The organism is Verrucomicrobiota bacterium (assembly GCA_019247695.1).
GTDB lineage: Bacteria > Verrucomicrobiota > Verrucomicrobiia > Chthoniobacterales > JAFAMB01 > JAFBAP01.
Genome location: JAFBAP010000049.1, coordinates 32,685 through 44,420 on the forward strand (window position 1 = coordinate 32,685; position 11,736 = coordinate 44,420).

General features: G+C 60.1%; 10 protein-coding genes. 8 read left to right on the top strand and 2 right to left on the bottom strand.

Annotated elements, in window-relative coordinates; all coding sequences use genetic code 11:
• Positions 1 to 18: 18 nt before the first annotated feature.
• Complete coding sequence (locus JO015_05225) at positions 19 to 882, bottom strand: sugar ABC transporter permease (GenBank protein MBV9998500.1); 864 nt, start codon at positions 880 to 882, stop codon at positions 19 to 21.
• A 45-nt stretch (positions 883 to 927) separates the two neighbouring features.
• Entirely contained in the window at positions 928 to 2,334 is a 1,407-nt protein-coding gene (locus JO015_05230) for a sugar ABC transporter substrate-binding protein (protein MBV9998501.1), read from the bottom strand.
• A gap of 240 nt (positions 2,335 to 2,574) precedes the next feature.
• Here JO015_05230 and JO015_05235 point away from each other — a divergent pair, with 240 nt between their 5' ends.
• The 8 genes from JO015_05235 to rbsD all read left to right on the top strand — a co-directional run bounded on the left by JO015_05235 (position 2,575) and on the right by rbsD (position 11,736).
• The gene (locus JO015_05235) at positions 2,575 to 3,042 is read left to right on the top strand and encodes a GNAT family N-acetyltransferase (protein MBV9998502.1); all 468 of its coding nucleotides are present in this window, start codon (positions 2,575 to 2,577) and stop codon (positions 3,040 to 3,042) included.
• A 446-nt stretch (positions 3,043 to 3,488) separates the two neighbouring features.
• On the top strand, positions 3,489 to 4,526 hold the full coding sequence (locus JO015_05240) for an aldo/keto reductase (protein ID MBV9998503.1): 1,038 nt from the start codon (positions 3,489 to 3,491) through the stop codon (positions 4,524 to 4,526).
• A 660-nt stretch (positions 4,527 to 5,186) separates the two neighbouring features.
• A complete protein-coding gene (locus JO015_05245) occupies positions 5,187 to 6,305 on the top strand; it encodes a sugar ABC transporter substrate-binding protein (protein ID MBV9998504.1) in 1,119 nt (372 codons plus the stop codon).
• A 14-nt stretch (positions 6,306 to 6,319) separates the two neighbouring features.
• Positions 6,320 to 7,282: a sugar ABC transporter permease gene (locus JO015_05250; GenBank protein ID MBV9998505.1), complete on the top strand. Its 963-nt coding sequence runs from the start codon at positions 6,320 to 6,322 to the stop codon at positions 7,280 to 7,282.
• Positions 7,272 to 8,114 carry a carbohydrate ABC transporter permease gene (locus JO015_05255; GenBank protein MBV9998506.1) on the top strand — a complete coding sequence of 281 codons (843 nt, stop codon included), beginning with the start codon at positions 7,272 to 7,274 and terminating at the stop codon, positions 8,112 to 8,114. The genes JO015_05250 and JO015_05255 overlap by 11 nt, the downstream gene beginning before the upstream one ends.
• A gap of 56 nt (positions 8,115 to 8,170) precedes the next feature.
• Positions 8,171 to 10,210: a beta-galactosidase trimerization domain-containing protein gene (locus tag JO015_05260; protein MBV9998507.1), complete on the top strand. Its 2,040-nt coding sequence runs from the start codon at positions 8,171 to 8,173 to the stop codon at positions 10,208 to 10,210.
• Between the two features lie 102 nt (positions 10,211 to 10,312).
• A complete protein-coding gene (locus JO015_05265; protein ID MBV9998508.1) occupies positions 10,313 to 11,275 on the top strand; it encodes an aldo/keto reductase in 963 nt (320 codons plus the stop codon).
• A gap of 71 nt (positions 11,276 to 11,346) precedes the next feature.
• Positions 11,347 to 11,736, top strand: coding sequence for a D-ribose pyranase (gene rbsD / locus JO015_05270; protein ID MBV9998509.1), 390 nt, complete (start codon positions 11,347 to 11,349; stop codon positions 11,734 to 11,736).

Consider the following 11,736-nt stretch of genomic DNA (forward strand, 5'->3'; position numbering starts at 1 on the left):
AGTCTGCAGGTTCGTTAACTAGGAACCGACGCGCCGCAGGAACGGGCCGCTGATCACGAAGATCAACAACGCCAGCAGAACCGCCAAAGCTCCCGCATACGAGTAGTTGGCGTCGCGCGCCGCGGTCAGATAAAGGTAAAGGTTGGGCGTGATGTTGTCCGCCACGTAACCGAGCGGGCGCAGCACGAAGGCTTCGGTAAAAAGCTGTGAGGTGCCGATGACCGAGAAGATGAACAACAGCTTCAGGGTGGGCATCAGCAACGGGACCTTGATCGCACGCACGATGTCCCACTGCGTGGCTCCATCGACGCGGGCAGCCTCATAGAGTTCCTTAGGGATGTTCTGCAGGGCCGCAAACAGCGTGATCATGTTGTAGCCCGTCCAGGTCCAGGTCACGATGTTAGCGATAGAAAACAGAACCAATGCCGGAGACAGGAAATCAATCGCGCCCCGGTGCAGGGCGGCCAGGAACTGGTTGAACGGCGAGAGATTCGGCGAGTACAGGTATCCCCAGATCAGCGCGCCGATGGCTGTGGGGATCCCGTACGGCATGAAGAAGACGGTTCGGCACACCTTGGTGAAGGCGCCCCGGGACCGGTCCAGCAAGAGCGCCAACGCCACGGCCACCCCCAGCATAATGGGGACCTGCACGACCCCGAATATAAGCATGTTTTTCAAGCCGTTCAGGAAGTCGGTGTCCTGAACGGCCCGAAGGTAGTTCGCCAAGCCCCCAAACACATCCCTGGCCGGGCCGATGCCGACCCTTTTGCGGATGAACAGGCTGAGGTAGATCGCGTAGACCACCGGCGCCAGGTAGAAAGCCACGAACACGGTCAGGAAAGGCGCGAGAAACAACAGGGCGGTCTTACGGTGCTGACGCATGGTTTGGGGGTTTTGGATTTCTGGTGAACCCGGCTTCGCTTCAGCTCACTTCGCCTTGACCTCGTAGCCGTCGCCTTTGGCGTTCTTAAGAGATTCGTTCTGCCAGGCGTCCACGGCCTGCTTGGGAGTCATCCTGCCGCCAAATAATGCGTCGGCCTGCTTATTGAAGTTGTCGTTCACGAAAGCAAACCAAGGCGCCCAGGCGAAGTCCACGTTAACCGCCTTCGAAGCCTGGACATAGACCTCGGCCACGTTCTGGCCGCCGCAAAACTTGCCCGGGTTTTTGTCGGGCTGGTTAAGGTCAGGCGCGTTAAGCCCGGAAAGCGAGGCGGGGAAGATGCCGTAACTGTTCCAGTTATTCAGCACCGGCCCTTTGGCCGTGTTCAACCAGATGGCGAAAAGGGTTGCGGCTTTCGGGTGCTTCGATTGTTTGAGCACCACGTTGCAGCTACCGCCAAAATTGCCGCTGCGAAAGGGCTGATTCTTGTCCCACTGGGGCAGCGGCGCGACGCGCCAGTCGCCGGAGGTCCGCTCGTTGACTGAGGCGGCCAAAACGCCGGGACCCCAGGCCGCTTCGATGCTTGAGGCAATCTGGCCCCCGGCGATCGCGTTAAAAAATTCGCCGGAGAAACCGGGGATGGTCGACACCAGTTTCTTCTTTATCAGCCCGTCCCAGTAGGCGAGCACTTTCTCCGACTGCGGGCTGTTCAGGGTTTGAATCCAGCTGTCACCCGAAGTCTTGAAAAATTCGCCGTTGGCGGCCCAGACCAAGCCCATAAACCAAGGCCCGGTCGTGATGTAAAAATTAGCCATTTTCACCTTGCCGCCGCTTGCCTGGGCAAGTTTCTCGGCTTGTTGCGCGAATTCATCCCAGGTCGCCGGAACGGTGAGCCCGTACTGATCAAAGATCTTCTTATTATAGAGCAAGGCCAGCGGACCTGTGTCTTGCGGGATGGCATACACGATTTTCCCGTCGGGTGACACCTGCCCCCACGTCCAGGGCACAAAATAAGCCTTTACGTTGCCGGCTCCGTATTTGGCCAGGTCGGCGAGTCCGTCAGTCACGATGAAAGACGGCAGAAAGTCGTACTCGATCTGCGCGACGTCCGGCCCGCCGGAACCCGCCTTGATCACGGTTTGCAGCTTCTGGTACTCCGCCGGCCCGCCGCCGACGTTGTTGACGTGCACTTTGATATTGGGGTAAGCCTGCTCGAAAAGGCTGGCAGCTTTGTCCAAGCCGCTCACCCATGACCAGACTTCCAACGTGATCGGGCCGCTCTCGGCCGGGAACTTGCTGTAATCGGGCTCCCGGTAAGACTCTTGGGCACCGGCCGGGGCAGGCAGCAAGCCGGCGAGGCCTGCCCATGCCGACACCAGAAGGGCAGCACCGGTGCATCGGGAACGCGAAGGAGAAACCAGCGAAAACCAGCGGTAAAGGATGGAGTGACGCATAGGGGAACTAGGCCCACTGATGAGTGGAGCCGAACTATCCAAGCCCAAAATGGGGTAGTACGCAAGCCCGACCCTCGGGTACGCCGGGTGCCGGTGGGCGGGTAAGGTTCGGGTTCAGGGTTCAGAGTTCGGCGGTGCCGCCAGTGCTGGAAGGCGACGTAAGCCAACCCGGCGCGGAACTTGCCGCCGAATCATCTCGTCATTTCTTCTGGTTGGGTTACCCTCCGCCTCGCCTACAGCATGCAAATCCAACGCGCCGCCGCGGATGACCTGCCCTCGATCCTCCACCTGCAGAGACGCGCCTATCAGACTGAAGCCGAGCTTTATGGCGACCCCAACCTGCCGCCCTTGCGGCAGACGGCGGCTGAGTTGTTAGCCGAATTTGCCGGCAGATGCTTTTTCAAAATCGCTGAGCGCGGGCAGCTGGTGGGTTCGGTACGGTGTTGGTTGGAAGCAAACACGGTGCACATTGAGCGGCTGATCGTGCTCCCGGAGTGGCAAGGTAAAGGGCTTGGGACGGCCCTGTTGGCGCGTGCGGAACGGTGCTTTGCCGAGGCATCCTACGCCGAACTGTTCACTGGACATCGCAGCGAGAGGAACCTGCGGCTTTATCACCGACTCGGCTACCGTGAGGTAAGGCGTCAAGCCCTCAGCCCGCACCTCACGCTGGTTTTCCTGCGGAAAGATCTGTCACCAACGCCGAGTTAGCGAGGGTTGTTTTGCCATCAGCAACCGGCCTGGGCAGGCTACTTAGGTCCCGGATCAGGAGGAGGCTTGAGCTTTTGGACCGTCCCGGACCGGTGGGCCCGGGCCAGCGTGGCCGGTGAGTGTCCCTGGTCTTGCAGACTCGGTTAACCTGACCTCCCGGCGAAAAGTCGACTCTCCCTCGAGACACGTGCAGTTTGCACGGAAAATGTGGCAAGTACCGCCCATTTGGGCGCAGGCGGCCCGCAAGACGCCTGCTGAGCGCGGGAACCCCGGTTCCCTCTGCCCCTACCCCGGGAAGCCATCCCCGCCGCTTTTCCCTTTGTATACAACTTTTGACAATAGCTCACCGGCCGGGAAGTGTGGGCTTGTGGCGCTGGCCCCCTACGATGACAAAGCTCCTTAACCAAATTCGCGCCAGGGCCTATCAACCTACCACACCAAACCTTATGGAAACCCGACCCCTCGGCCGCTCCGGCTTGCACGTTCCCGTCCTCGCACTCGGCACCATGACCCTCGGCGGCGGTGACTTTTTCAAATACATGGGCGATGTCCAGGCGGACGAAGCCCGACGGCTCCTGGACGTCTGCCTGGAGGCAGGGCTGAACCTCATAGACACCGCCGACGTCTACTCCCAAGGCGCAAGCGAGCAGGTTGTCGGCGCGGCGATCCAAGGCCGGCGTGACCAAGTGCTGTTGGCTACCAAAGGCTTTGGCCGTATGGGCCCGGGGGTCCACGACGTCGGCCTGTCACGTCAACACCTGATCAAAGCCTGCGAAGACTCGCTGCGCCGGCTCGGCACCGACTACCTTGATTTGTATCAGGTCCATACCTTCGATGCGCTCACGCCCGTCGAGGAAACCCTGCGCGCACTTGACGACCTCCAGCGCGCGGGAAAGGTGCGCTACGTGGGCTGCTCGAACTTCGCGGGCTGGCACCTGATGAAAAGCCTCGCGATCTCCGAGCGCGAGGGGTTGGTCCGCTACGTCAGCCAGCAGGTTTATTATTCGCTGCTTCACCGTGACACGGAGAACGAGCTGATTCCGCTGAGCCTGGATCAGGGTGTCGGTATCCTGGTTTGGAGCCCGCTTTCTTTCGGTCTGCTCGGCGGCCGCTACCGCCGCGGCGCGCCGCAGCCCGATAACACGCGCCTGGCTAACATGGAGGCTCCCGGCACCGTGGACTGGGAGCGCCTCTTCCGCATTGTAGAGACGCTCGACGCCATTGGCCGGGAACGGGGCAAAAGCGTGGCGCAAGTGGCGCTTAACTGGCTCCTGCGCCGGCCCGCAGTTTCCAGCGTCATCATCGGCGCGCGTAACGAGGCGCAGTTGCGGGATAACCTGGGCGCCGTCGGCTGGAGCCTCTCGGAAGCGGAGGTTCGCCGGCTGGAAGCGGCCGGCGACTTGCCGGAGCCTTACCCTTACTGGCACCAACACAAATACGCGTCCGATCGCAATCCCTTGATCGCCCGCAATTACGTGGGGTGAATTGGGATTGAGGATACGCCCGGCTCCCTCGGCAGGCCGTCCGCGGGCGCCGTGGTTTTCCCGCGATTCAGGAAAAAGAGATTCCAGTGCGCCCGGGTGCTCAGGCAATGAATGGGAGGACCTGCTCCGGGGCCGGTATCCTGGACGTTGACCGCTGCCGTAAGGTTCGGCGCCCTGACCCGCGGAGTCTCCCGCTCCCCGATAAAGACGGCCTGCTTCCTACACATTCGCTTTGGAAGCATGCTTGACAGACCAAACGTTTGGCTTTTATTGACCTGGTCAAGAGGCAAGACCAGTTTTCCGATCAGGCCTTTTCTTGACAGCTGTTTCCCCAAGCTGACTGGCTTTTATGATTCCTCCGAGGTTCGCCGTGCGGATAAAGGGCTTCGGCAAGTGCCATGCCTCGTTACCCAACTTTTCACGAATCCAAAGGTCATGCTGCCCCTTCAAGAATGACGATCCAGGGCAAGCTGCGTTTCTACCCGTCGAAGCCCCCTCAGACATCCCTCTATGAACCCCTCGCCTTCCTTGCCTCTGAACCCTGACGGCCTGACCCGCCGCGGTTTCCTTACCCTCAGCGCCAAGTCCTCTGCGGCTTTGCTTTTACTTCGTTCGGCGTCTTCGGCCGCAGCGGCCCAGAAGGGCGCGCTTAGTTGGTTTATGTGGGGCAACACCGATCCGGAAATCAACCTCTGGAAGGAAATCGCCGGCATCGCCCATAAGCAAGACCCGAACCTCCAGATCGACCTGACCACCGCAGGTTGGGGCGATTACTGGACCAAAATGACGATGGAGGCCGCTTCGGGGGGCATGCAGAACATCGTTTCCATTCAGAGCCAGCGAACTCCCCAATTCGCGTCCGCATTCCAGCCGCTCGATCCGTTGGTCAAGGCACAGAATTTCGACCTCAAGGCGTTCGATGCGACGATCCTGCAGGCATTGACCTTCGACGGGGCCTTGCGCGCGTTACCCTATGACTTTGGGCCCCACATCATCTTCTATAATAAAGACCTGTTCAAACGCGACAACGTCCAGGAACCCAAAGCGGACTGGACCTATGACGAGTTTCTGCAGACGGCTAAGAAGCTAACCCACGGTAACCAATACGGCTTCGCCGCGTTTCCTTACCCGGACTTCTGTTTCCCGTTTATCTTGTCGGACGGGGCCACTTACCTGAACGCTCAAGGCGAGATTGACGTCGTCAACGCCGCTTTCGTTAAGGCGTATGACGCCTACGCGGCGCTCGTCCACCAACTCCACGTTGCGCCGCCGCTGCCCGCCACGCAAGATGCCAACACGGGGTGGTCCTTATGGACGGCGGGCAACGCGGCGATGGTGGTCTCGGGCCCCTGGGACGTCGTCAACGCAAAAAGCTCTGCGAAGTTTGAGTTCGGACTGGCGAGGATCCCTAAAGGCAGCAAGGGTTCGATCACCGTCGTAGGCGGCTCAGGTTTTGGCATTTCGTCCTCCGCCAAGGACCGGAACCTGGCGTTCAAGGCGATCGCGGCATTGACCAGCGACGAGGCCGAGGAACGCCTGGCCAGCGCCGGCCGCGCTTTTCCCGCGCGGAAAGCCCAACAGCCCTCCTGGTACAAGAACGCCCCGCCCGGCAGCGAGGAGATACTCAACAGCACCCTCAACGGCGGCGTGGTCCCGTTTAAGACCACGCCAAACTGGCAACAATTTAACCTTCTCTTCGTGCAATATGGGATTCCGGTGATGAACGGGCAAACGCCGGCGGCCACTGCCCTGCAGCAGGTGCAAGCGCAAGTTTCGTAGGAAGCGTCGTCCCTATGCCCTCCTCGCCTTCCAAGGCGGTGTCGCCTCACAGCAGTATCCCTGCGGAACGCCACCGCCGGGGCGCTAAACCCCGGAAATCCAGCACCGATTACACGAAGGCCTCTACCGTGCTCGCCTTTTTGCTGCCGAACGGGCTCGGATTCCTTGGGTTCACGCTGCTACCCCTGCTGGCTGCGTTGGTCATCAGTTTTTTTAGCTGGCCGGTGCTTGGACAGCACAGGTTCATTGGACTGGAAAACTACATCAGACTTTTCACCAAAGACCCGGTCTTCTTCCGCGTTTTCCTCACCACGCTCTATTTTGTCATCGGGTACGTGCCGTTAAATCTCGTCTTGGCGGTGGCCGTCGCCGTGTGGTTGAACAGCGGCATTCGAGGCGGCAAGCTTTTCCGCCTCATTTTTTTTCTGCCCGTTTTCACCCCCATGGTCGCCAACGCGTTGGTCTGGCGACTGCTGTTGACCCCGCACGGGGTGGTTGACTACGCGTTAACCCTGTTTCACCTGCCTTCTCCCAACTGGCTTGGGTCGGACCGCTTGGCCATGCCCGCCATGGTTCTCATGTCAGTCTGGCAAGGGTTTGGCTACAACATGCTGGTCTTTTCTGCCGGGTTGCGTTCCATCCCGCGCCCTTTATACGAGGCAGCCGCCATCGACGGCGCGAAGCCGTGGACTCGCTTCCGGAGGATCACGCTCCCCCTGCTGACGCCCTCCATCTTTTTCGGTATGGTGATGACCTTCATCACCTCCTTTCAAGTGTTCGTTCAACCCTACGTGCTGACGGCTGGAGGGCCCGGGGTAAGCACGACGACCGTGGTCTATTACCTATACAACAACGGGTTCCAATACTTTAAAATGGGTTACGCCTCCGCCATCGGTTGGGTTCTGTTTGCCGTCATCATGGTGGCCACGGCGCTGCAGTTCGGGCTCCAAAAGCGATTCGTGCACTATGAAAGCTGACGCTGCCGCCGCCCGAGGGCTTTGGCCGTTTGCCTCGCAGACGGGGATGATTGTGCTCGCCGCGCTCTGGCTCTTTCCGTTCCTGTGGATGCTGAGTACCGCCCTTAAGCCCAATGCCGAGGTTTTTCAGTTTCCGCCAAGGCTGTTCGGTTCGTCCGTTCAATGGTCCAATTTCCCGGCTGCCTGGAACGTCGTTCCGTTTGGGCGGTTCATGTTCAACGGGTTGGTGGTGTCGGGGGTGGGCACGCTGCTGGTGCTGTTTACATCCATCCTTTCGGCTTACGCCTTCGCCCGGCTGCAGTTCTGGCGGCGCGAACAACTCTTCCTGATTTATTTGGGAACCCTGATGATTCCTCAAGAAGTCACGGTCGTGCCGTTATTTCTGCTGATGAAATCGCTTGGCTGGGTCAATACCTATCAGGCCTTAATTCTTCCTTCGGCCTTTACGGCGTTCGGGACGTTTCTGCTCCGTCAGTTTTTCCTTACCATCCCGCGGGATTTTGAAGAGGCCGCGCGCATCGACGGCGCCACCCGGTGGCAGATCCTCTGGACGGTGATCGTGCCGATGGCCCGGCCGGCAATCGCGGTTCTGGCGCTGTTTACCTTCATCGGTTACTGGAACAATTTTCTCTGGCCGTTAATCGTCGGCAATACCCGCGAAATGGCCACCGTCCCGGTGGGTCTCAACCTCTTTAACGGCCAACACGGCACCGAGTGGAACTACATGATGGCCGCGTCCACAATTTCGATTCTGCCGACGGCGATTCTCACGGTGGCGTTACAGAAATACATCATTGAAGGGATTTCCATTTCCGGCTTTGGCGGCCGCTAACGCCGGGCGCGCCAACCGTCCACCCTGCCCTGATAAGCTAAACCCAAGGACCTACATTGAAAGAAGCCGAATTACGCTTTCGTCAAATCCACCTCGACTTCCACACCAGCGAATGCATCGAGTCCGTTGGGTCGGGGTTCGACCCGGACGAGTTTGCCGAGACGCTGGCGAGAGCAAACGTCAACTCGATTACTTGCTTTGCGCGCTGCCACCATGGGTGGCTTTATTTTGACTCGAAAGCCTTTCCCGAACGCAGGCACCCTCACCTGCAGCAGGCGTTGCTTCCCCAGCAGATCGAGGCCTGCCACCGCCGCGGCATCCGCGTGCCGATCTACCTCACGGTCCAGTGGGATTATTACACAGCGACGCACCACCCGGAGTGGCTGGCCCAGGACGGCGAAGGCCGGGTGATCGGCACGCCCCCGTTCGAAGCGGGCTTCTACCAGACGCTGTGCGTGAACTCGCCTTACCGTGAATTCCTCAAACAGCACACGGCGGAAGTGTTGGATCAGTTCCCGACCGACGGCCTGTTTTTCGACATCGTATGGCCCGTCCCCTGCGCCTGCCGTTATTGCCGCGAAAAGATGCTTGCAGCCGGCATGGAACCCAGCGACGAAGCCGCCCGCAACCGGTTCGGCCTCGAGACCATCAATGAATTCAAGCAGGACATGACGCACTTCGTTCGCAAACGGAACCCGGAGTGCACGATCTTTTACAACGCGGGGCACGTCGGGCCTCGGCACCGGCCGGTCAAAGGAGCATACAGCCATTTCGAGCTGGAAACGTTGCCCAGCGGCGAGTGGGGTTACCTGCATTTTCCGGTGACGGTCCGCTACGCCCGAACCCTCGGGCTCGATTGCTTAGGGCAGACCGGCAAGTTTCACACCTCCTGGGGCGACTTTCACTCTTTCAAGAACCTGGCCGCCCTCCGCTTCGAGTGCCTCCGCATGCTGGCGCACGGCGCCAAGTGCCTGATCGGCGATCAACTCGCACCGGGCGGGCGCATCGACCCGGACGTTTACCGCTTGGTCGGCGAAGTCTACGGGGAAGTGGCGCGCAAGGAACCCTGGTGCGCCGGCGCGCAGGCCGTGACCGAAATCGGCGTGCTCACCCCGGAAGAGTTCACCGGCGGCGCGGTGGGCGTGCTGCCCGAGGCCCTGAAAGGCGCGACCCGGCTCCTTGAACAAGGGGGCCACCAGTTTGACGTGCTGGATTCGGCCAGCGATTTTTCCAAGTACCGCGTCCTGCTGCTGCCCGACCACATCACGGTCAACGAGGAACTGGGGCAAAAGCTGGAAGGCTACGTCGCAGGCGGCGGCAGCGTCATCGCCAGCTTCGCTTCCGGGCTGGACGAAACGCGGAGCCGATTCGCCACGGAACTCTTCGGGGTAACGCTCGCCGGTCCGGGCCCGCGCGACTCGAACGGCAACCTGGTTCGCGGCAAGCCGTTCGAACGCCATGACTACTGCGAGTACCTCCGGCCACAGGGAGAAATCGGCCGCGGCCTGCCGGCGACCGAACACGCCATGTACCGCCGGGGCATGGCCGTCGGGGCCGGGGCGGAAACCGAAGTGCTTGCGCCGATCGTCGGTTCGTTTTTCGACCGGACCTACCGCCATTTCTGTTCCCACCGGCAGACGCCCTCTTCCGGCCGGGAAGTCCAGCCCGGCATCGTCCGTAAAGGCCGCTGCATCTACTTTTCCAGCCCGATCTTCAGCCAGTACAACGACAACGCCCCGCGCTGGTGCAAGCAGTTGGTTCTGAACGCGCTCGAGCTTTTGCTCCCGGAGCCTCTGGTCCGACACGACGGGCCCGGCACGCTGCAGGTGACTCTCACTGAACAAGCGGGACAGGGTCGATGGATCCTGCACCTTTTACATTTTATTCCTGAGCGGCGAAGTGAAACGATGGACGTCATCGAAGACGTGATCCCGTTATTCAAAGTAAAGGTCCGGGTGAGGGTCCCTCGTTCCGTTCGCGAGGTGGCCGTGGTACCTGAAGCCGCATTGGTCCCCTTCCGCACGGAAGGCCCCTATGCGGTTTTCGAGATCGATCGAATCGACGGCCATACGATGGTTAGTCTGACGTTTGGTTAGCGTTTCGGGCGCAGGCGCAGAAGAAGGCGTGAAGGCGATTGCCGGCTGGGCGTTACACCGCGCCCGGAGTTTAGTTGACGAAAGGAAAGTTACTTTAGGCCTATGCAATACCGCGAACTAGGAAGCACGGGCATGGACGTATCGGTGCTCAGTTTCGGCGCATCGTCGTTCGGCGGCGTCTTCCACCCGGTGAATCTCGATCAATGCATCGAGACGGTGAGGGTTGCCCTGGACGGCGGCATTAATTTCATCGATGTCTCGCCGGCTTACGGGGAGACACTCGCAGAGACCAATTTGGGCAAGGCACTCCGCGGCATCCGCCGCGATCGATACTACCTCGCCACAAAAGTCGGGTCTTACAGTGAGGCGAAGGGCGACTACGATTACTCGGCGGGGCGCACCGAACGTAGCCTTCACGAGAGCCTCAAACGGTTGGACTTGAATTATGTGGACCTGATCCAATGCCACGACATCGACTTTGCGGATCACGATCAAATTGTGAACGAAACGCTTCCCACGTTACACCGCCTTAAGGGGCAAGGGTTGGCGCGGTTTGTCGGCATCACCGGCCTGCCGCTCAAGATTTTCCCGAGCATCCTTGATCGGGTCGAGCCCGGCACGGTCGATACGATCCTGTCGTTCTGCCATTACGAGTTAAACGACGACTCGCTGACCGACCTGATTCCCTACCTCAAGGAAAAAGGCGTGGGTATTATCAACGCATCGCCCACCGGCATGGGCCTGCTGACGCCGCAGGGCCCGCCCGCCTGGCACCCCGCCAGCAAGGCCATCGTGGAGGGTTGCCGCAAAACCGTCGAGTGGTGTCGGGCAAAAGGCATCGACATCATCAAGCTGGCGGTGCAATACTCGTGCTCGCACCCGGACATTGCCACCACGCTGGTAGGCACGGCGCAACCCGACGCCATTCGGGCCAACATCGCCTACGTCGACGAGCCGATGGACAATGGGCTTTTGGCCGAAGTGCTTGAGGTCCTTAAGCCGATCCACCGTTTTAACTTCACCCGCGGCCGTCCTGAGCACCGCGACCCGCTCGTGGGCAGCTAAACAAAGCTTTTGGGTGGCGTTTCCCCGGGTTGAACGTTCGGCGGGCCAAACCCATCTAAGAACTGATCCCCATGCTGAAGACCGGAATCCTTAACCCGCACCTTAATTCACTCTTGAGCCGCGTGCGCCACACCAACGCGCTCGTCATCGCCGACCGCGGCTTTCCATTTTGGCCTGGGATGGAGATCGTGGACCTTTCCCTTGTTGACGGCATCCCGACCGTTTTGCAAGTGCTCCTGGCCATCCGGACGAACTTTGTCATCGGCCAATCCTTCGTGGCGGAAGAGTTTTTCTCGAGCAACCCGGAGGAAACCCAATCCGCACTCGCCCATGCCCTCGAGGGCATCCCGATCACGCGCGAACCCCACGTGGCTTTAAAAAAACGGGTGCCTGACGCCATCGGTTTGATCCGGACTGGGGACGCCACGCCTTACGCCAACCTCATCCTTATTTCTGCTTGA